This is a genomic window from Gluconobacter sp., assembly GCF_047722525.1.
Taxonomy (GTDB): domain Bacteria; phylum Pseudomonadota; class Alphaproteobacteria; order Acetobacterales; family Acetobacteraceae; genus Gluconobacter.
In genome coordinates this window covers 93,693-115,113 of record NZ_JBDNYY010000007.1, presented here as the reverse complement: position 1 = coordinate 115,113, position 21,421 = coordinate 93,693, and the positions used below count along the sequence as shown (strand labels likewise).

The following is a 21,421-nucleotide window of genomic DNA, read 5'->3' as shown; positions in this document are numbered from 1 at the left end:
ACGGTCATCGAATGAACTGCTGGTTGGTTGATGCGTCTGTTTCAGGACAGAGCGCACTGCCGCCACACAGGAAATGCAGGAAACTTCATGACTGAGAAAAACAATCTTTTCATCAATGGAAGCTGGGTTGCACCGAAGGGTGGCGCGTGGATCACGGTCGAGAACCCGGCCACGAAAGACGTCGTGGGTGAAGTCGCCAAGGGAGAGAAGGCCGATGTGGACGCGGCTGTCTCCGCTGCGAAAGCGGCGTTTACGGGCTGGAGCCGCCGTACGGCGACCGAGCGTGCCGATTACATTCATGCACTCAAGGATCTGGTGAAGCGAGACAAGGAAAAGCTGGCCGCCATCATCACCGCTGAAATGGGCAAGCCGCTGAAGGAAGCCCGGATCGAGGTGGATTTCGCCATCGGCCTGCTGCGCTTTGCTGCCGAGAATGTTCTGCGGCTTCAGGGCGAAATCATCCCGGGCAGTTCCCCGGAAGAGAAGATCCTGATCGATCGCGTGCCGCTGGGCGTTATCGGGGCGATCACCGCCTGGAACTTCCCGCTGGCGCTTTGTGCCCGCAAGATTGGTCCGGCCGTCGCCGCTGGCAACACGATCGTCATCAAGCCGCATGAACTGACGCCGCTAGCCTGTCTGCATCTGGCAAAGTTGGTCGAGGAAGCGAAGATTCCGCATGGCGTCATCAATGTCGTGACGGGTGATGGCAAGGATGTCGGCGTGCCACTGGTGGCGCACAAGGACATCAAGCTCATCACGATGACGGGCTCGACCCCGGCCGGCAAGAAGATCATGGCGGCTGCGTCGGAAACGCTGAAGGAAGTCCGGCTTGAACTGGGCGGCAAGGCGCCGTTCATGGTCATGGAAGACGCCGATCTGGACAAGGCCGCAGATGCTGCGGTGGCGTCGCGTTTCGGCAATGCCGGTCAGGTCTGCACCTGCAACGAGCGCACCTACATCCATGAGGCCGTTTACGACAAATTCGTCCAGAAGGTCCGTGAGAAGATCGACGCTCTGAAGGTCGGCCTGCCGACGGACCTGTCCACGGATATGGGTCCGAAGGTGAGCGAGGACGAACTCAACAAGGTGCATGAGATGGTCGAGCATGCCGTCCGGCAGGGCGCGCGTCTGGCCATCGGTGGCAGGCGTCTGACAGGCGGTGTTTACGACAAGGGCTATTTCTATGCCCCGACGCTCCTGACGGACGTCACGCAGGACATGGACATCGTGCACAACGAGGTGTTCGGTCCGGTCATGTCGCTGATCCGCGTGAAGGATTTCGATCAGGCGATCGCCTGGGCCAATGACTGCCGCTACGGCCTGTCAGCCTATCTCTTCACCAATGATCTGGGCCGGATCCTGCGCATGACCCGCGATCTGGAATTCGGCGAGGTCTATGTGAACCGTCCGGGTGGTGAGGCGCCGCAGGGCTTCCATCACGGCTACAAGGAAAGTGGCCTGGGTGGCGAGGACGGACAGCATGGCATGGAAGCCTACGTCCAGACCAAGACCATCTATCTCAACGCATAACTGTCTGACGGGCGGCGGCCTTTCCGTCGCCCGCCTTCTCTGAAAGGACCGGAACCATGGTAAAAGTCGCTGCACTGGCCACTGACGGCCTCGAAGAAATCGAACTGACGGGTCCGCAGGAAGCGCTGGAAAAAGCCGGTGCGACCGTCACGGTTATTTCCCTCAAGGCAGGGGAATTCCAGGCCGTGAACAAGGACATCTATCCCTCCAACAAGATCCGGGCCGATCTGGCAATTGCCGATGCGAAGGCCGAGGATTATGACGCACTGCTGCTTCCGGGCGGTCTGGCGTCTCCGGATGCGCTGCGGATGAACAAGGATGTCGTGGCGTTCGTCAGGGCCTTCGTGAAGGCGAACAAGCCGATTGCCGCCATCTGCCACGGGGCTCAGACGCTGATCGAAGTGAACGAACTCAAGGGCCGGACCGTGACGTCCTGGCCGGCCATCCGGACGGATCTGGAAAATGCAGGAGCGGCCTGGGTGGATAATGAAGTCGTCGTTGACGGGCCTTATGTTTTTTCCCGCTGCCCGGATGATATCCCGGCCTTCAACAAGGCGATCATCAAGCATTTCAAGCTCGCCTGAGATTTCTGTCAGGTCATGAAAAAGGAGGCTGTCCCGGTTGGGGAAGCCTCCTTTTTTTGTAACTCAACGAAGTTCAGATCGTGCCATCTACGGCCCTGCGTCCCAAGGCGGGATCGTCCGTGAAGAAGCCGTCGATCCCCATGTCCAGATAGCGGCGCAGTTCCGCGACCATACCCTTGGGATTGCGGGCGGCATCCCCGGCGGTATTCCGAAGCTGGGCGGGAAGAAAATGGTTTTCCGGCCGCGCCGTGTAGGAATGAACCAGCAGTCCGGCCTTGTGCGCATCCGTCACAAGGCTGGACGGCTCAAGCCACGCACCCTTGCTGTCCCGGGGGATCAGGTCCGTGTTGGAAGGACCGATTGCGTCGGCATAGCGGCGGATGTCCTTCAGACCGTCAGGCGTCATGAGATCGCCGAAGGTCGTGGTTTTACCCGCTGCCAGAAGATCGGGCGGGACCTCCCTGCGCTCGCCCATGAGCAGCATCAGACGTGCCTGAGGGTTGATGGACAGGACGTCCGCCCGGATACGCCCCAGATTGCCGGTCTCGAAGGACTGGACTTCCAGCGGGGCCTGCCGCGTGTACTCGTGTGCTGCGATGGTCTGGAGAAACGCGGCTTCGGGGTTCAGGCCGAGGCTGTTGAAATAGGTGGAATGCTTGATTTCCGGCACGAGGCCGAAAACCTTGCCCGTCGCAGCCGACTGGGCGGCGACCTGTTCGATGACTTCCTCGAAAGTCGGGATTTCGAAATGGTCGTCATAGCGGGTGTTGTGCGCACGGATCGTGGGGAGACGCTCGCGGGCGCGAAGGGTCTTGAGTTCGGCAAGTGTGAAGTCCGTGGTGAACCAGCCGGTTTCGATCCGTCCGTCGATCTTGAGGGAGCGGTGACGGGACGCGAATTCCGGACGCTCCGAAACATCCGTCGTCCCGACAATGTTGCTTTCGTGGCGGACGACCAGATACCCGTCGCGGGTCATGACGAGATCAGGCTCGATGAAATCCGCGCCATCCATCATGGCGCGGGCATAAGAGGCCAGCGTGTGCTCCGGACGCAGGGCCGAGGCTCCGCGATGGGCGAACACGAGGGGCTTCGGCGCCAGTGAGGGCGCGGCTTTTGCCCGCAGGTGCAGGGCGGGAAGCCCGGCTGCGAGCAGGCCGAGGCTCTGGCGACGTGTCAGCATGGGGCAGTATTCCTTACAGGGCCGCGCTGAGGCTCAGGAAGAACATGCGCGGCGCGATGGGGTAGGCCGAGAACTGACCCGAGGTCTGGGTCGCGTTGATCGTGGACCATCCCTTCGTGTTTGTCAGGTTGGTGATGTTGCCCTGGACCTTCAGGGACGCCAGATGCGGGATGTTGCGGAAGGTGTAGCCCGCGTTGAGGTTGAATTGCGCGTAGGGTGCGGCCCACATGTCGTTGGTGTAGGTCGCATAGCGCTTGCCGATCACATCACCGGTGAACTGGCCGTAGGCATTGCCCCAGTTGGTGGTGAAGACGAACTTCTCTGACCAGTCCGGCATGCCGACGACGTTCTTGCCAGCCGTGTGGATGACGCTCGAACCCGTGCTGTAGTTATCGTTGTACGTGGACTTGTTGTAGGACAGCGCGTTGTACAGCGAGAAATGCGGGCCGAAATGGGTGGTGAAGGAGAAATCCATACCATCCGTCGTAACCGAACCCACGTTCGCAAGCGTAGTTGCCGAGCCGATGATGGACGACAGGGTCTGCGTCGTTGCAACGGCCAGCAGGCGGTTCGAGAAGTGAACGTGATAGTACTCGACCTGACCTTCAATCGCCGTCAGCGGACCAAGGTGGATCTGGCGGTGTTCACGCAGGCCGGTCTCATACGTCCATGAGGTTTCGGGCTTGCCGTTCTTCTTGAACTCTTCGAAAGCGGCCTGACTGGTTGCGCCCCACGGGGTGGCGTTGCCATAGCCCGCATCCTGGAAGGAGCGCATGTTTTCTTGGATGTTGGCGAACCACTGCTCATGCTTCGTGATGTCCCAGACTGCACCGAAAGCGGGGAGGAACGGCCTGGCAGCATCGATCTCGCCACCCGGTGCCGTCACCGCATAGGACGGGGACAGCGAGCCCGGCTTTGCGGCGACCGGCAGGGTGCCGTTCGTGTAGACCAGTTCGGACTTGAAGCCCGCCATCAGCGAGAAATTCTTGGAGATCTGCCAGTTGTCCTGCAGATTCGTGACGAACGTGTTGGTGTAGAAATTGTTGGTGTACTGGTCGATCAGGGCGTTCTGCTGGCGCTCGTAAGGCGTGGTCGGGTTGTTGGCGTCCAGCGGATACCAGCGACGCGCCTGCGTGTTGTTGTTACGCTCATACCAGCCGCCAAGCTCGATCGAGTGCTTGCCTAGGTGGTAGCGCAGGGTGGACATCAGGCCACCGCGGTTGTCCCAGTATTCGGTCGTCCGCGTAGCATAGCCCGATCCACCGAAGACGGTGTTCAGATCCTGACCGGGGAAATAGGCGGCGAACAGCGTCGGCAGGCCGGCTGCCGAGATCGGACCGGCAACGACACCTTCACCCAGATCGTGGTGATAATAGATGCTGTTGTCCCAGTGCAGGTTTTCGCTGAAATCATGCGTCCACTTGGAATAGGCGAGGAAGTCCTCGCGCTGGGCGGCTGAGTAATAGTTGCGATAGTTCAGGCCGACCGCATTGGCGTTGGCCTTGGCATAATTGAAATCAGGATAGGTGAACGGGCGGACATAGATGCCGTAACCCTGTGGCAGCGTGATGCTGTCCTCGTTCGGCTCGACCTTCTGGGACCAGTCAAAGAACGTCGAGAAATGGTCATGTTCGCTGTTGTGCACGAACTTCGCGTTGACCTGATAGCCGCCCTGATGGCCGGCGAAGTCCCAGGCGCGGGCATCCTGACGGGAGAAGGAGACATAGGCAGAGTTGCCGTGGCCGAACTCACCCGTATCGAGGCGGGCGAAGGTGCGGAACGTGGACCAGCTTCCGAAAACCTGTTCGATCTGCGCACCGCGCTTCTTCAGCGGGTCCTGCGTCGTGAACTGGAGCGTTCCGCCGAGGTTGGACGTGGACGCCGTACCCAGCGCACCTGCGCCCGAAGAAACCGATGCCGAACCGATGTTCTCGCTGATAGCCGCGCGCTGCGGGGACAGGCCGTTATAGTTGCCATAAGCCTGATCGCCGAGCGGAATGCCGTCGAGCGTGTAGCCGAGTTGGTTCTGGTTGAAGCCGTGGACGTAGAGCGAGGAGTTCTGCTCGTTGTTGCCCCATGGATCGGCATTGTTGAACACCACGCCCGGCAGCATTTCCAGTGCCTTGACCGGGTTCACGCCCGGAAGAATGCGCTGGATCTGCACATGGCTCAGCCCCTGTTCGGAGCGGGTACGGCGGGCGGTGATGACGAGCTGTTCACTGCCGCCTTCGACCGCCGCTGCCCTGGCCTTGTGTCTGGCATCATGTCTGGGGGCTATGGTTTTTTTCGTCCCTGTCGTTGCCGCATCGGCAGGATGGGGAAGAGCGGCAGCCAGCGCAAATGGCGAGCAGAAAACTGTCAGAAGCAGGCGGGAACGCAGCAGGTGACGCGGCATTGAAAGTCTTTCCGGAACGAGAGGGTATCGAACGCGCGGACCCTAATCTTTCCGTAAAGAACTGCGTGTGAAGCTCCTGTGAACGTGGCGTGACGGAATGATGACAGCCGTCAGGCGGTCTGCCATCCCAGACCGACAATGGCGACGCGGCGTCCCAGCGGCGTGTCCTGAAGGACGATGACTTCCCGCTCTTCCAGATAGTTCAACTGCCGCCGCGCACGTCCAAGAGAGTGGGTGCCATAAGCGCGGGCCAGAGCCTCATCGCCCGGGCAGGTTTCGCCGTCGAGCGCCGTGCGGGCCAGCAGCAGGAAAACGCCCTGTACGTCCTCGGGCAGGGTCGCGGCGATGGCCTGGGCCTGTTTCCAGTCCTCGCTTTCGGAACGCTCCCGGTCCAGCCCGGCGCGGATGGTGGCCAGCATCCGGTGGAAAGGCCCCAGTTCCAGTACATTGCGCGACAGGCCCTGAATCCGGGCCCGGAGCTGAAAGTCCTGATACAGGGTGGCCAGCGGTTTGTAGTCCGAACCTTCCCCCGTCACGACTTCGGTCACCAGTGACCAGAGCTGGTCTGGATCGGCCTCGATGCTGACGGCGGCAGGAGCAGGTTCCTCGGCCTCCCGTTCGGCGCCATAGGCATCAAGCTGCGCCAGAAGATCCGGCGGTGGCGGGCGGGATTCCCGGCGCGCGCGGGGGGTGAATTCGTGGACGGGTTCGAGAATGATGTCCCGAAGGTCTTCAGCCGAGACCGGTTCGAGCGGAACAAGGACCGGTCCGGTGGCATGGCTTGCGGTCGTCACCGGGCCGATCGCAACAAGTTTCGGGCGTCGGCTCAGGGCCGGGCCGAGCGCCATGAACTGGCCGCGCGCCAGATCACGGAAAGCCTCCGCGGCCCGGCGTTCCATGCCCAGAAGATCGGCGGCGCGGGCCATGTCGATATCAAGGAAGGTCCGGCCCATCAGGAAGTTGGAGGCCTCGGCCGCGACGTTCTTGGCCAGTTTGGCGAGGCGCTGCGTGGCGATGACACCGGCCAGACCGCGCTTTCGGCCACGGCACATGAGGTTCGTCATGGCCCCGAGTGACAGGCGCCGGGCTTCATCGGACGTGTCCCCTCCCGCGACAGGAGCGAAAAGCTGGGCTTCGTCCACGACAACCAGAACGGGATACCAGTGCGCGCGGGGGGCCTCGAACATGCCGTTGAGAAATGCGCCAGCCGCCCGAAGCTGCATTTCGGCTTCGACCTGTTCGAGGTTCAGCACGACGGATGCGCGATGGGCGCGCACGCGTTCACCGGCTGCGCGCAGGCTGGCTTCGGACTGGTCTTCAACGTCGATCACCAGATGACCGTAATGGTCAGCCAGAGTGACGAAATCGCCTTCCGGATCGATCATGACCTGCTGGACAAGGGTGGCCGTCTGCTCCAGCAGGCGCCGCAGGAGATGCGATTTTCCCGAGCCGGAATTGCCCTGAACCAGCAGGCGCGTGGCCAGGAGTTCCGGCAGATCAATGCAGGTGTCGGAGCCGTCGCGGCCCTGTCCGAGAACGATGGATGTCATGGCGTCAGGCGATAGCGGAATTGGACGATTCTAGCCACCCAAGGACGCCATTTGCCGCAGCATGGGCCGTGGAAAAACACCCCTGAAGCAGATAGCCGCCTGTGGGCGCCTCCCAGTCCAGCATTTCGCCGGCTACGAAAACGCCGGGGCGGGATTTCAGCATGAACCGCCCGTCTACGGCATCCTGCCGCACGCCGCCCGCTGTGGAGATGGCGCGATCAAGCGCATCCATGCCGATCAGAGGCAGGGGGAGGGCCTTGATGCTCTGGGCAAGCTGGAGCGGGGACGCGTCTTTCGGGGTGGCGAACCGCAGAAGTTCGCGGGACGCAGCATCCAGCGCCAGCGCCTTGCGCAGACGGTTGCTCTGGCTCTCGCGCTCGCGCTGGGCCAGCAGGCGTTTGAGGATATCGTCGGCTGAAAGGGTCGGGCGCAGGTCCAGCATGAGAACAGCCCGCCCGTCGCGCCGGATCGTCTCCCGCAGATCCGCCGAAAGCGCATAAAGCGCCGAGCCCTCCAGCCCGCGCGCCGTGACAGTCAGATCGCCGCGGGCCTGTCGCGTGCCGAAGGACAGACCGACGGAATGAAGCACGCTGCCTTCATGACGTTGCGTGAAACCGGCAGGCCAGTCGGGAAGGAAGCCGCAGTTCGACGGGGCGAAGGGCGCGGTTTCGCTGGTCAGAAGCTGCGCCCACTGGCCGTCTGAGCCCAGACGGGACCAGCTTGCGCCGCCCAACGTCAGCAGGGTCGCATCCGCCTGAAAGGATTTCTGACCCTCGACCGTTTCAAACAGCAGGCTTTCATCATTCCAGCCCACAAAGTTATGGCGGGTGTGGATTTCAACGCCCTGCCCGGCCAGTCGTTGGAGCCAGGCGCGCAGAAGGGGAGAGGCTTTCATGGCCGTGGGGAAAACCCTTCCTGACGAGCCGGAAAAGCAGGCCTGCCCAAGTCCTTCAGCCCACTCCGTCAAGGCAGAGGGTGGAAACGCCCGGAGAGCCGGTTCCAGCCAGTGTCGCGCTGTCCCGTAGCGGGTTACAAACCGGTCCAGTGGTTCGGAATGGGTCAGATTCAGTCCGCTGCGCCCGGCCATGAGGAGTTTGCGCCCCACGCTGGGCATCTGCTCGAAAACCTGCACCCTGCATCCCCGCGCGGACAGGATCTCCGCAGCGAATAGCCCTGCGGGACCGGCTCCGATAATGGCAATGGACGGGGAAGGGGACGCAGCATTCATAAGCGCCTGATTGCCATGTGGAGCAGGCTTTGTCAGTCTCCGCGCCCGCAGTTCTGGCGGGAAAGGGAAGTGACATGCAGGTTTTTGAGACAATCGGGGCATTTCGCGCTGCGCGGACGGCTTATCCGACCCTCGGTTTTGTTCCGACCATGGGGTTTCTGCATGAAGGTCATCTCGGACTGGTCCGGCGTGCAAAGGCCGAAAATGGCGCGGTGGCCGTTAGTATTTTCGTCAATCCCACACAGTTCGGCCCGAACGAGGATTATGCGTCTTACCCGCGCGATCCCGAGCGTGATCTGGCGCTTCTGAAAGAAGCCGGGGCTGATCTCGTGTTTCTGCCGACGCCGGATGTGCTCTATCCGCCCGGCTTTGCCACCCGGATCAATGTGGGCGGGGTTGCGGATGAACTTGAAGGCCAGTCCCGCCCCGGACATTTTTCCGGTGTCGCGACGGTCGTCACCAAACTGTTCAACATCGTCCAGCCGCAGCGCGTCTATTTCGGGCAGAAGGATGCCCAGCAATGCGCGGTGGTGCGGCGCTTTGTGGCGGATCTGAACATCCCGGTTGAAATCGTGGTCTGCGACATTGCGCGGGAAGTGGATGGCCTCGCCCGTTCCAGCCGGAATGTGCGTCTGACGGCGGAAGACCGTCAGAAAGCTCCGGCCCTGTTTCAGGCTTTGCAGGAGGCCGCATGGCTGTTCCGCAATGGCGAGCGCGATGCGGATGTTCTGGAAAACGCCCTGCGGACTGCCCTGACCAACGCAGGGCTTCCGGACATCGACTATGCCACGGTCGTGAACGCGGACACCTTCCGCCGTGAACAGGCCTGTCCGGACCCTGCGCTGGCGCTTCTGGCCGTGCGGGCAGGGGACGTCCGGCTGATCGACAATATGCTGCTTTGAGGTCGCCCCCCTTCGTGCGGTATAAGCATGAACTGCTGACGTACGGAGGATTTCAGACATGCAGGAAACCATCATGCGGCGCGTGGCCCAGGGTCAGGGTCGCGAACCCGCCGATCTGGTCATCCGGAACGTCCGGCTGTTCGATCTGGTCACGGGTGATCTGATCCCGACGGATATCGCCATCTGCGGCGACAGGATCGTCGGGACCTACGGCGAATACGAGGGGCGGCAGACGATTGATGGCGCAGGCCGGATTGCCGTGCCAGGCTTCATCGACACCCATCTTCATGTTGAATCATCGCTGGTCACACCCTTCGAGTTTGATCGTTGCGTCCTGCCGCATGGTGTGACGACGGCCATCTGTGATCCGCATGAAATGGCCAATGTGCTGGGGCGTTCGGCGTTCGATTACTTTCTGTCCGCAGCCGAGCGGACCATCATGGATCTGCGCGTCAATCTCTCAAGCTGCGTGCCGGCTACGTCCATGGAGACATCGGGCGCGGTCCTGAACGTGGACGATCTGCTGGCCTATCGGGACCATCCGAAGGTCATTGGGCTGGCGGAGTTCATGAATATTCCGGGCGTTCTGAACGGTGATCCGGGCTGTGTGGACAAGCTGGCGGCCTTTGCGGACGGTCATATTGACGGTCATGCGCCTCTCATGCGCGGCAAGCCCCTGAACGGCTATCTGGCCGCCGGTATTTCCACCGATCATGAAGCCACGACCGCGAAAGAGGCGCTTGAAAAAGTCCGCAAGGGCATGACGGTCCTGATCCGTGAAGGATCGGTCTGCAAGGATCTCCAGGCACTGGTGCCGCTGCTGACGGTCTCTACGTCCCCGTTCTTCGCGTTCTGTACAGACGACCGCAATCCGCTTGAAATCGCTCACGAAGGCCATCTGGATTTTCTGATCCGTCGGGCCATCGAACTCGGGGTCGAGCCGCTGGCCGCCTACCGGGCCGCGTCCCTGTCCGCCGCGACAGCGTTTGGCCTGAAAGATCGTGGACAGATCGCACCGGGGAAACGCGCCGATATCGTCCTGCTCGATGATCTGGAGCGCTGTGAGGTTTCTGACGTGGTTTCAGCAGGTCGTCTGGTGGATGACGCGCTGTTTGCCAGCCGCGAGATCGTGCAGCCTGTCGGGCTGGAAAGCGTGAAGCTGCCACGCCCTGTCACCGTGCAGGACATGCGTGTTGAAGGCAGTGGCAGCAACCGGCCCGTCATGGGGCTCATTCCGGGCCAGATCATCACGGATTTCCTGCATCTGGATCTGCCTGAAAAAGAGAGCAGCGTTTTGCCTGATCCCGGGCAGGATGTCGCCAAGGTCTGTGTCGTGGCGCGGCATGGTCACAATGACAATATCGGCCGGGGTTTTGTCCGGGGTTTCGGCCTGAAGGCGGGGGCTCTGGCCTCATCCGTCGGACATGACAGTCATAATATCTGTGTTGTCGGAACCAGTGATGCCGACATGGTCTGTGCGGTGAATCATCTGGAAAAAACCGGTGGCGGCTTCGTGGCGGTCCGTGATGGACAGGTTCTGGCCGAACTGCGTCTCCCGGTCGCCGGCCTGATGAGCGATGCCCCTTACGAGGATGTGCGCGATGACCTCATCATCCTGCGCAAGGCGGCGAAGGATATGGGCGTGGTTCTGGAAGAACCGTTCCTGCAACTGGCCTTTCTTCCGCTGCCCGTCATTCCCCATCTCAAGATCACGGATTTCGGGATGATCGACGTTAAAACCATGAGCCTCGTGTAAAAAAATGGCTGCCCTGAGGGCAGCCATTTTCCAAGGAGAAAGGGTTCTGCCCGTTCAGGCGCTCAGGGCTAGCGCTGACGATCTGAATGCAGAGAATACCATTTTCGGTCGGTTCACACCCAGCCTCAGGATCGCAGAGCCATTGGTCCAGCGCAGGGAAGGATGTTCCTGTTGATGCCAGCCCGGCAGATCAGTACTCAGAGGGGTGTCAGTGGCGCGACTTTCCCGCGCATCCCAGAGTTTCACGTGGAGGGATCGAAGAACCTTTGATTGATAGGTATTTCTCCTAATTTCAGGTTTTTGGTGTGTTGATTGATGGTTCCCTGGCCTGATTTTTGCACTGCATCTGTCGCAGAGCGGAAGGCATTGGCCCTAGATTGCTACGCGGCAGCGTTAATCCTCTCCAGAAACAGGAAGCGGCGCATATTATAGACGATATTGGCCAGTCCGATCCTCATGGTGGCTCGGGTAATGCCCACGGTCCGGACGAACAGTCCCGTTTGCGATTTCTGATCGGCAAAGACATGCTCGACACGCGACCGGATAACGGACTTTCCGGCGTTGGACCGCTGGATATGCCGGGGCATGGGTTTGAGATGCGGCTTCTTGCGATGGATTTTTGAGACAAAGCCTTTCTTTTCCATGAAGTCCTCATTGGCTTTTGAACGGTAGGCTGTGTCTGCCCAAACCGTTGAGGCTGTATTGGTTTTATCAAGCAAGCCCTCTCTTAATCGCGCGCCATCACTGGCGGCGGCATCTGTCGTCTTCCATTTGCGGATCAGCCGAAACTTCCGGTCGATGGAGATGTGCGATTTGTAGCCAAAGAACGGGATGGCCAGATCCGAGGAAGGGATCGTCCCGTCCTCCTGCCGTCTGGCCTTGGTGAACTTCAGCGTCCATCGTGCATGCCTGTCCTTGTGGGACAGCTTTGCCGACTTGTCTTTCCAGCCTTCAGGGATGCGTCCCGCCCGGAGATCGGTCTTCTCGGCATTGGTATTGCGCTGTTTTGGAGCCGCCACGAGTGTGGCGTCCAGGATCTGGCCTGACATCGGCAGATAACCGGCGTTCCGCAAGGTCGCGTCAAACCGGTCAAACAGCCCTTCAATCGCACCCGCCTGGGTCAGACGCTCACGAAACAGCCAGACTGTTTTGGCATCGGGCACCCGATCCGATAGTCCCAGACCGAGGAAACGCATGAAGGACAGGCGGTCATTGATCAGATACTCCGTTCGTTCATCGGAGAGATTGTTCAGCGTCTGGATGACCAGAATTTTGAACATCAATACAGGATCAAAGGGCGGGCGACCGCCTTTGCTCCCATCTGAATACGCCAGAGCTTTTTCCAGATCAGGGCGGAACGCGTCAAAATCCACAGTCCGGGAAAACGCTTCGAGTTGATCACCAAGCCCGCTCAGCCGAGCAAGACGCTCTTCAACATCAAAGAAACCAGGCTGCTTCATCTTCCACCATCCCCAATCAACGCAGGAGAGATGGAATCACACAGAAAAGCCCAAAACCAGAGGGTTTTTCGAACCCTCCACCTGTCCCGGAAGGTGTCAAACCTACCGAAAAACTGGCGGAAAATAGCGATTTTTGAGATTGGTGGTGGACCTGACGCGATTCGAACGCGTGACCTTTGCCTTCGGAGGGCAACGCTCTATCCAGCTGAGCTACAGGTCCATGCGCCCTCAGATAACTGCTTCGGCGACAGATTGCCAGCCCTCTTTTCTGAAAATTCAGGCAGTCGCTCTCTGGTCTGCCCAAGGTTACGGAAAAGTCTGCGTCTGGGCCGTGGCCTGCCATGCGGCGGCGGCAATATCACCTCCGGAGGGGAGGAAGCGCTCTGGCTGCATTAGCCAGGAGACCGCATCCTGTGCTGCGCCTCTGCGATCCCGGCTGAGAAGGTGATGAGCGCCGGGCAGTTCGTCGATCCGGGTTTCGGGGGGGAGTTTCCGGAGCAGGCGGGCCGTGAAAGGTGGCAGGACGAACTGGTCCCTCCCGCCGAAAATGATGAGCAGCGGCATTCGGGCTTTCGGAGCGGCTTTGTAGGCGGCCTGCATCAGGAGGGTCAGGCCGTAGAGCGGGTGGATCGTCGAACTGTGAAGCGTCAGGGGATCGAAATACATCCGGCGCAGGGCCCTGAGATTATCGCTTGCCACACGATGGCCCGGCACGGCCGAACCGTCGAGTTTCCATCGGGGCGCGAGAACATCCATGCCGCCCAGAATGCTCTCCCAGGGCTGGCCGATATCCAGTGCGGCCGGGGCGAGAAGAATCGTGCTGCTGATGTCAGGGGTGTCAGAGGCTGCCAGCAGCAGGGCGATGGCGCCTCCCATGCTTTCCCCCATGACGTGAACGGGTATGTCCGGATAATGGGTGTGCAGCCAGAGCAGCTCTTCGCGCGCATCCTGCACTATGCGCGCCGTGGTGCTCCATCCGCCACGATCCGCTGTCTGACCGAAACCGCGGATGTCGGGGGCTGCAAGGGTAAAGCCCGCTGCCGTGAAGGTCGGGGCTGCGAACTCCCAGGCATCCCGGCTGTCACCGTATCCATGCAGGGCGAGGATGATGCCGCGGGGGTGGGGCGTGAGTGCGGGATACAGTCGCAGCGGAATATGGGCGCCGTCCGACATGTCGAGAGTGAGTGTTGGGGGGATGAGAGCTGTTTCGTGGGCTGTTGGGTGGAGGTTCGGCATATGGGGCGCCGTACAGCCTCCAGGCAGAACCAGCAGTCCCATAAGCCAGACCAGTCCAAAGGAAAGACGGGCGAGGCGGTTTGAAACGGAGGGGAATGGGCCTATCATCGCGCGGATTTTAGAACGTCCGCTTCGTCGGGGCGAGAAGGGAGACATTCGTGCCGCCAGAAAAACCTGATCTGGAAAAGCCTGATTCGGGAAAACCGCATCTGGTACTGATCGACGGGTCCGGCTTCATCTTCCGTGCGTTCCATGCCCTGCCGCCGATGAGCAGCCCCGAGGGCGTTCCGGTCAATGCGGTCTATGGCTTTACGAACATGCTGGCGCGTCTGCTGCGGGACCATGTGGGGACGCATCTGGCTGTGATCTTCGACGCGGGGCGCATGACGTTCCGCAACGAGATCTACCCGCAGTACAAGGCCCATCGCCCCGAGCCCCCTGAGGACCTGCGTCCGCAGTTCGGCCTGATCCGTGATGCCACGGCAGCCTTCAACGTGCCGTCGATCGAGCTTGCCGGCTGGGAAGCGGACGATCTTCTTGCGGCCTATGCAAAGGAAGTCGTGGCGGAAGGCGGATGCTGCACCATCATTTCGTCCGACAAGGATCTGATGCAGCTTGTACGTCCCGGCGTCGAACTGATGGACCCGATGAAGCAGAAGCCGATCCGCGAGGCTGAAGTTGAGGCGAAATTCGGTGTCCGCCCCGATCAGGTCGTGGACGTGCAGGCCCTGATGGGAGATTCGACGGACAATGTTCCTGGCGTGCCGGGGATCGGGCCGAAAGGTGCCGCGCAGCTTGTGAACGAGTACGGCACGCTGGAGCAGATCCTCGAAGCCGCACCGGCCATGAAAGCCTCCAAGCGGCGTGACAACCTGATCGAGCACGCCGAGGCCGCGCGCATGTCCCGCAAACTGGTGCTGCTGGACGATAATGCGCCGATGCCGCAGCCGATCAGCGAACTGGGGTGCCGCGAGCCTGTCCGCGAGACATTGCGGGACTGGCTGGAGGAAATGGGCTTTCATTCCATCATCCAGCGCATGGGGCTGGGTCTGGCCGCAAAGCCGCGCCCGTTCACACGCCAGATCGTCCGGCCCGAGGACAAGGCTGCTGCACGGGACGAAGCTGCGCCCGTCACGATCCCCGATGCGCCTTACGGTCCGTATGAGACCGTGACGGATCTGGACGCGCTGGACCGCTGGATTACGGATGCGCGTGCCGCCGGTGCGGTGGCCGTCGATACCGAGACGGACAGTCTCAATGCCCGGCAGGCCAATATGGTCGGGCTGTCGCTGTCGGTTGCGCCGGGGAAGGCCTGTTACGTGCCGTTTCTGCATGAGACCATGCGGGATCTGCTCGAAGAGGCCCCGGCGGACGAGCCTGCCAGCCGTCAGCTCGACCGTACAGCGGCACTGGAGCGTCTGGCTCCGCTGCTTCGGGATGCATCCGTCCTGAAGGTGTTCCAGAACGCGAAATATGATCTGACCGTCTTTCGTGGTGCAGGCGTTCCCGAAATCACGCCGATCGACGATACGATGCTGATTTCCTACGCCCAGTCCGCCGGTGAGCACGGGCAGGGCATGGATGAGCTTTCGGAGCTGCATCTGGGCCATACGCCCGTGCCCTATGATTCCGTGACGGGGACGGGCCGCAAGCGCATCCCGTTCGCGCAAGTCGCGATTGACGCGGCGACCAACTACGCTGCTGAGGATGCGGACGTGACGCTCCGACTGTGGCAGGTGCTTCGCCCGCAGTTGCGGACCCGTCATGCGCTCGCCCTGTATGAGGAAATCGAGCGTCCGCTGATCCAGATCCTGACGGATATGGAAGATGTCGGCATCAAGGTGGATGCCACCGAACTGCGTCGCATGTCCGCCGATTTTGCCGCGCGTATGGCGACGATCGAGCAGGAGATCCACGAACAGGTGGGGCGGAGCTTTAATGTCGGCTCTCCCAAGCAGCTTGGCGAGATCCTGTTTGATGAAATGGGCCTCCCCGGCGGCAAGCGGACGAAAAGTGGAAGCTGGGGGACGGATTCCGGAGTTCTGGAATCGCTGGCCGAGCAGGGGCATGAGCTGCCGCGCAAGATCCTGGACTGGCGGCAACTGGCCAAGCTGAAATCCACCTATGCGGATGCACTGGTCCAGCAGATGGATCAGGACACGCAGCGGGTTCATACCTCCTTCCAGATGGCTATCACCACGACGGGACGGCTGTCCTCGAACGAGCCGAACCTTCAGAATATCCCCATCCGCACTGAAGAAGGCGCGCGCATCCGCAAGGCGTTCGTGGCGGCTCCCGGCTGCGTTCTGCTGTCCGCGGATTACAGTCAGATCGAGTTGCGTCTTCTGGCGCATGTCGCGAAGATCGAGCCGCTGCTTGAGGCGTTCCGTCTGGAGCAGGATATTCATGCCCGCACGGCGTCCGAAGTGTTCGGGATTCCGCTTGAGGGCATGGACCCGCTGACCCGTCGCCGGGCCAAGGCCATCAACTTTGGCATTATTTACGGCATTTCGGCTTTCGGTCTGGGGCAGCAGCTCCAGATTTCACCGGGTGAGGCGCGGTCCTATATCGACGCCTATTTCGCCCGCTATCCAGGCATCCGCGCCTATATGGAGCGGACCAAGGAGGAGGCGAAGAAGCACGGCTATGTCACGACGCCGTTCGGACGTCGCTGCTATGTGCCGGGTATCACCGAGAAGAACGGTGCCCGCCGTGCCTATGCGGAGCGTCAGGCTATCAACGCCCCGCTTCAGGGCGGTGCTGCGGACATCATCAAGCGCGCCATGGTTCATCTGGCGCGACGCCTGCCCGAAACGGGACTGAAGGCGAAAATGGTTCTTCAGGTGCATGACGAACTGCTCTTCGAAGTCGAGGAGCAGGACGCAAAGGCGCTGGCGGATTTCGTCCGTACGGAAATGGAAGGGGCCGCCAAACTTGATGTGGCCCTTGAGGTAGAAACCGGTATCGGCCCGAGCTGGGCTGACGCACATTAAAGACAGGAAGGTCATGCAGACCAATCACGAACGCCGCAAGAAGGTCGGCAACCGCATCATCTGGGGCGTTCTCGCCGTGGCGGCCGTCCTGGGATATGTCGGCTTCCATCTTGCGTCCAATGGTGGTCCGGGCCTTCTGGTCCAGTCCAACGGCAATGAGGTCGGCGGCAGCTTCCGTCTGGACTCGCTGGGCGAAAGCACCGTTACCGAAGGCGATTTCCACAATACCTGGATGCTCGTCTGGTTTTTCGACGCCAACTGCCCGGCGGAAAAGTGCCAGCCCGTGCTGAAGAGTATGGAGCAGGCGCTGGTCACGCTGCGGCCCGAAGGCATCCGCGTCTCGCCTCTCGCCGTATCGCTCAATCCGTTCGACGAGGCTGATCCGCTCAAGGAATATGTTCTTCCCGTCGCGCCCCATGTCATGCCGTTCACGGCCACGCCGAACATGATCAAGGCCATGACGGCCGAGTATCATGCGCCGCTCCAGAAGGAGGGGGATCATTTCGTTCCCGCGCCGCAGATCGTCATCATGGACCCGAATGCCCGCTATGCTGGCACCATTCCGGCCGACGGAAACGCAGACGCCCTGATCGCGCGTCTGCGTGAACTCGCGAAGCGCTGAATGAGGCGCGGGGCTGCGCTTCTCGCGGCGGGGCTGTCTCTGGGGCTGGGTGCTCTTCAGGCGCACGCTCAGGATACGACCCCGCCTGACTGGAATGGCGTCACGCTTGGCAGTCCCCATCGTGGCGGCACGCTGCATCTGACGGCAGATGGTCCCGGCGGGACGCTGGACCCGCAGATCAATTATGGCACGCAGTACATGCAGGTGTTCGTCAATATGTACGATCCCCTGCTGACCTTCCGCCTCGCACGGGGAACAGCGGGACTGGAGGTCGTGCCGGACCTTGCCGATGCCATGCCGGTCATCAGCCCGGATGGGCTGACATGGCGTCTGCATCTGCGCTCAGGCCTGCATTTTTCCGATGGCGCGCCTGTGCGTGTCGAAGACGTGGTGGCGTCTTTCCGGCGGATCTATCGCGCGGGCAGCCCAACCGCCGCCTCGTTTTATGGTGGCATCGCAGGAGCCACGGAATGTCTGGAAACGCCTGATCGCTGCACGCTTCCCGGTGTCGAGGGGCATCCGGAAACTGGCGAGATCGTCTTTCATCTGACGAAACCGGATGGCGAATTTCTTTACAAGCTCGCCTTTCCGCATGCCGTGATCCTGCCTGCGGCAACACCATCCCATGATCTTGGCAGCGCAACGGTTCCCGGAACCGGTCCCTACCGCATTACGCAGTACGATCCGGGGCACGGCATGGTGCTGGAGCGCAATCCGTACTTCCATGTCTGGAATCCGCAGGCCCAGACGGACGGGTTCGTGGACCGGATCGAATATGATTTCGGGCTGTCGGACGAAGCGCAGGTCACGGCGGTCGAGCAGGGGCGCTATGACTGGATGCTGGACGCCAAGCCTGCGGACCGCCTCGGTGAACTGGGCGCAAAATACACATCACAGGTGCATATCGAGCCGCTTCTGGGTCTCTATTATCTGGCGATGAACACACATGAAAAGCCGTTCACGGATGTCCGCGTCCGCCGGGCCGTCAGCATGGCCGTCAACCGCCATGCCATGACGATCCTGTTCGGTGGGAGTGCGATTTCCGAGCCCCTGTGCCAGATGGTGCCGCATGGCATCCCGGGCGCCGATCTGGGGCTGGACTGCCCGCAGGATCTGGAAGGCGCACGGCGTCTGATTCATGAAGCCGGGGCGGATGGTGCGTCCGTGACGCTGGTCGTCCCCAACCGGGCCATGGAACTCGGGATGGGCACCTATCTGCGCAATGTCCTGCAATCCGCGGGCCTGAACGCGCAGCTTCGTCCGATCACGGCCGGGCTTGCGGAATCCTACGAGCAGAACACCGCCAACCACGTCCAGATCGCGCTCTCCTACTGGTTCGCGGACTATCCGTCCGCCTCAACCTTTCTCGACGACCTCTTCGGCTGCGACAACTATCATCCAAACTCGGCCGTCTCCCCGAATTTCACGGGGTTCTGCGACCAGCATGTTCAGTCCCTGTTCGATCAGGCCAAGGCCCAGACGGATCCTGCCAAAGCGGCTCCGATCTGGCAGGAGGCGGGACATGCCATCATGCAGCAGATGCCCGGCGCCCCCATGATCCAGATGAAAACGGTCGATTTTGTCTCTAAACGGCTCGGGAACTATTATGCGACGCTCCTGAGCCACATGCTGTTTTCACATGTCTGGGTACAGTAGAGAAGTGCCGTGTCGATGACGCCTTACGGCGTCGGCGGAGCAATCCATAACGCTTCATGTGGGTAATCGACGGTAATCCTGAACCGCCCATAAACATTTGCACCCGCTGCTCCGACGACCGTCTGGCTCATCCAGAGGCTCATCCGCTGAGGGCCAAAGTTGACGTCGGGTCTTTCGGTAAACCACACGGGACCGACATGAAAGGGGCCCATGGTGACATCCGGGACCTGGATCAGGCGTGTGCCGGGAATGAGATGGTCGCCGTTCAGGACGACGGGCCATTCCGGGTGGCGGGCATGCCATCGGTTGAAAATGCTTGTGACAATATAGGAGGTAACCCCGGCCCCCTTCACGGTTGATATGTGCTGGGCTGCTTCTCCGGATTGTGTGGGAAGCGCGGTTGCTCCTGTATCGAACAGAAGCTTCAGTGGTTCACCGTCAACCGTCAGAACAATACCAGGAAAGTTACTGAGCCACTCCCCGGCGGCGTTGTGGGCAAAGAGCAGCGGAATGCGTGTCGCATGAGCATCCGGATGCCATGAGGGGCTTTCGACGGTGAGACGCTGTGCAGGGTAATCGATCGTCCAGACGAAGTGCGACAGATATGCTGCCCCAAGGATGCCGTCATATCCAAGATCCGGCAGATCTTTCATGACGATCGCGGAAGCTCCGCACGCTCTTGGCCCTGCCGGAACGGGAAGACGCGTCCCGCCGGAGAAGGTGGGCATTCGAGCCCCATCGAAATTGAAGCCAGGCAGGCGGCATGTGATGGTCCGGGCCCCGAGCCGTCGTATGGCTGACGACTTCATGATGTAGAGGTTACCCATCCCTCCGCCGCCTGTGTCGACGAGAAGCCGTATCGTCTGTCCCGTTGAGGTTTCGGGCGTGGCATAAAAATGCCCTGCTTCAAAAGTTGTGGGGATGGCGCGTCTGTCTGTCTCGGCCTGTGCGGCGCTCATGCTGCATAATGCCAGATAAACAAGCAGTTGCCTGTGACGCGTCATGCAGCTTTCCTTTGTTACGTGCTCGATGATCCTGGGCGCGTCACAACCCGATATCGCTCCGGAAGATCTTGTCCTCCCACTGGATCGCGGATGCCCCTTCATAGGCCAGTTTCCGGGCGTCTTCCGGCGTTGCAGCTTTTGCGCAGACCGTCAGGACGCGGCCGCCATCCGCGACCAGAACGCCGTTGACCAGTTTTGTTCCGGCCTGAAAGACCGAGACGCCCGGAACGGCTTCGGCGCGTTCGATCCCGCTGATCCGGCCACCCTTTTTCGGCGTGTCCGGATAGCCGTTCGCTGCCAGCACCAGCGAGATCGAGTGCTCGTCGGAAAACTCTGCCGCCGCGTGTTCGAGACTGCCCTGCGCCAGTGCTGCGAGGATCGGCAGTAGGTCCGATTGCAGGCGGATCAGCAGGGCCTGTGCTTCCGGATCGCCAAAGCGGACATTGTATTCGATCAGCTTGGGCCCTTCGGTGGTCAGCATCAGCCCGGCGAAGATCACGCCCCGGAATGGTGTGCCGCGACGGACCATTTCGGCCAGCATCGGGCGGACCATGATGTCGAGCGCCTTTTCCTGCATTTCGCGCCCGAAAGCCGGGGGTGGCGAAATCGCCCCCATGCCGCCCGTGTTCGGGCCGGTATCGCCGTCTCCGAGCCGCTTGTGATCGCGTGCTGCCCCGATGAGCACGGCCTTGTCGTCAGAGCAGAACGCAAAGAGCGAGACTTCCTCACCTACGAGGCATTCCTCGATCACGAGCGGCATGCCGAGCCTGCGGATGGCGTCTTCAGCTTCTTCGACGCTCTGGGCCACGACGACGCCCTTGCCCCCGGCCAGACCATCCGCCTTGATGACGATCGGCGCGCCCCGACGACGCACGAACTCGATGGCCGGGGCTTCTTCTTCAAAACGCTCCCAGCGCGCCGTCGGAATGCCGGCCGCATCCGCCACGTCCTTCGTGAACGCCTTGCTGCCTTCCAGCAGGGCCGCAGCCTTCGTCGGACCCGCACACGGAATGCCCGCCTCGGCGCAGGCATCCGCCAGCCCAGCCACCAGCGGCGCTTCCGGACCGGGCACGATCAGGTCGATCTTCTGTTCCTGCGCGAACTGCACCAGCCCCCCGACGTCATCGGCTTTCAGCGGAACGAGCGTTGCGACAGACGCCATGCCCGGATTGCCGGGAGCCGCATAAAGGGCGGTCAGTTCCGGCGAACGCGCAAGACATGTAGCCAGGGCATGTTCACGCCCTCCGGACCCGACCAGCAAAACGCGCATTCCGCTTATCCTTTATTATGCAATCGTGGGCTTCGTTTGACGCCGTGCGTAGCAT

The 21,421-nt window shown here is 61.2% G+C and carries 15 protein-coding genes and 1 tRNA gene; 7 read left to right on the top strand and 9 right to left on the bottom strand.

The window, feature by feature from the left end:
* Positions 1-87: 87 nt before the first annotated feature.
* On the top strand, positions 88-1,530 hold the full coding sequence (gene aldA / locus ABF859_RS08715) for an aldehyde dehydrogenase (protein WP_415527379.1): 1,443 nt from the start codon (positions 88-90) through the stop codon (positions 1,528-1,530).
* Between the two features lie 56 nt (positions 1,531-1,586).
* Positions 1,587-2,114, top strand: a complete 528-nt coding sequence (locus ABF859_RS08710) for a type 1 glutamine amidotransferase domain-containing protein (RefSeq protein WP_415527378.1) — start codon at positions 1,587-1,589, stop codon at positions 2,112-2,114.
* A 73-nt stretch (positions 2,115-2,187) separates the two neighbouring features.
* Here the strand turns inward: ABF859_RS08710 and ABF859_RS08705 are convergent, their stop codons facing one another.
* From ABF859_RS08705 to ABF859_RS08690, 4 genes are all read right to left on the bottom strand, one after another.
* Positions 2,188-3,294 (bottom strand): glycerophosphodiester phosphodiesterase family protein, encoded by a 1,107-nt coding sequence (locus tag ABF859_RS08705; protein ID WP_415527377.1) that lies wholly within the window; start codon positions 3,292-3,294, stop codon positions 2,188-2,190.
* A gap of 13 nt (positions 3,295-3,307) precedes the next feature.
* On the bottom strand, positions 3,308-5,689 hold the full coding sequence (locus ABF859_RS08700) for a TonB-dependent receptor (RefSeq protein ID WP_415527376.1): 2,382 nt from the start codon (positions 5,687-5,689) through the stop codon (positions 3,308-3,310).
* 110 nt (positions 5,690-5,799) lie between these two features.
* Positions 5,800-7,239, bottom strand: coding sequence for a helicase HerA domain-containing protein (locus tag ABF859_RS08695; protein WP_415527375.1), 1,440 nt, complete (start codon positions 7,237-7,239; stop codon positions 5,800-5,802).
* A gap of 4 nt (positions 7,240-7,243) precedes the next feature.
* Positions 7,244-8,467 (bottom strand): TIGR03862 family flavoprotein, encoded by a 1,224-nt coding sequence (locus ABF859_RS08690; RefSeq protein WP_415527374.1) that lies wholly within the window; start codon positions 8,465-8,467, stop codon positions 7,244-7,246.
* 74 nt (positions 8,468-8,541) lie between these two features.
* Between ABF859_RS08690 and panC the strand changes: the two genes are divergently transcribed.
* Both panC and ade read left to right on the top strand, forming a co-directional pair.
* Complete coding sequence (gene panC / locus ABF859_RS08685; RefSeq protein WP_415527373.1) at positions 8,542-9,369, top strand: pantoate--beta-alanine ligase; 828 nt, start codon at positions 8,542-8,544, stop codon at positions 9,367-9,369.
* Between the two features lie 58 nt (positions 9,370-9,427).
* A complete protein-coding gene (ade, locus tag ABF859_RS08680) occupies positions 9,428-11,125 on the top strand; it encodes an adenine deaminase (RefSeq protein ID WP_415527372.1) in 1,698 nt (565 codons plus the stop codon).
* Positions 11,126-11,505: 380 nt separating this feature from the next.
* Here the strand turns inward: ade and ABF859_RS08675 are convergent, their stop codons facing one another.
* From ABF859_RS08675 to ABF859_RS08665, 3 genes are all read right to left on the bottom strand, one after another.
* Complete coding sequence (locus tag ABF859_RS08675; protein WP_415527371.1) at positions 11,506-12,585, bottom strand: IS5 family transposase; 1,080 nt, start codon at positions 12,583-12,585, stop codon at positions 11,506-11,508.
* 143 nt (positions 12,586-12,728) lie between these two features.
* Positions 12,729-12,805 (bottom strand) — tRNA-Arg (locus ABF859_RS08670).
* A gap of 86 nt (positions 12,806-12,891) precedes the next feature.
* Complete coding sequence (locus ABF859_RS08665) at positions 12,892-13,863, bottom strand: alpha/beta hydrolase (RefSeq protein WP_415527370.1); 972 nt, start codon at positions 13,861-13,863, stop codon at positions 12,892-12,894.
* Between the two features lie 116 nt (positions 13,864-13,979).
* On the opposite strand from ABF859_RS08665, the gene polA reads away from it, so the two are divergent.
* The 3 genes from polA to ABF859_RS08650 are packed head-to-tail and all read left to right on the top strand — an operon-like array spanning position 13,980 to position 19,092.
* Positions 13,980-16,814, top strand: a complete 2,835-nt coding sequence (gene polA, locus ABF859_RS08660; protein WP_415527369.1) for a DNA polymerase I — start codon at positions 13,980-13,982, stop codon at positions 16,812-16,814.
* A 13-nt stretch (positions 16,815-16,827) separates the two neighbouring features.
* Positions 16,828-17,436 (top strand): SCO family protein, encoded by a 609-nt coding sequence (locus ABF859_RS08655; protein ID WP_415527368.1) that lies wholly within the window; start codon positions 16,828-16,830, stop codon positions 17,434-17,436.
* On the top strand, positions 17,437-19,092 hold the full coding sequence (locus tag ABF859_RS08650; protein WP_415527367.1) for an ABC transporter substrate-binding protein: 1,656 nt from the start codon (positions 17,437-17,439) through the stop codon (positions 19,090-19,092).
* A 23-nt stretch (positions 19,093-19,115) separates the two neighbouring features.
* On the opposite strand, the gene ABF859_RS08645 is transcribed toward ABF859_RS08650, so the two are convergent.
* Positions 19,116-20,096, bottom strand: a complete 981-nt coding sequence (locus ABF859_RS08645) for a hypothetical protein (protein ID WP_415527366.1) — start codon at positions 20,094-20,096, stop codon at positions 19,116-19,118.
* A 40-nt stretch (positions 20,097-20,136) separates the two neighbouring features.
* Entirely contained in the window at positions 20,137-21,366 is a 1,230-nt protein-coding gene (gene purD, locus ABF859_RS08640; protein WP_415527365.1) for a phosphoribosylamine--glycine ligase, read from the bottom strand.
* Positions 21,367-21,421 lie beyond the last annotated feature (55 nt).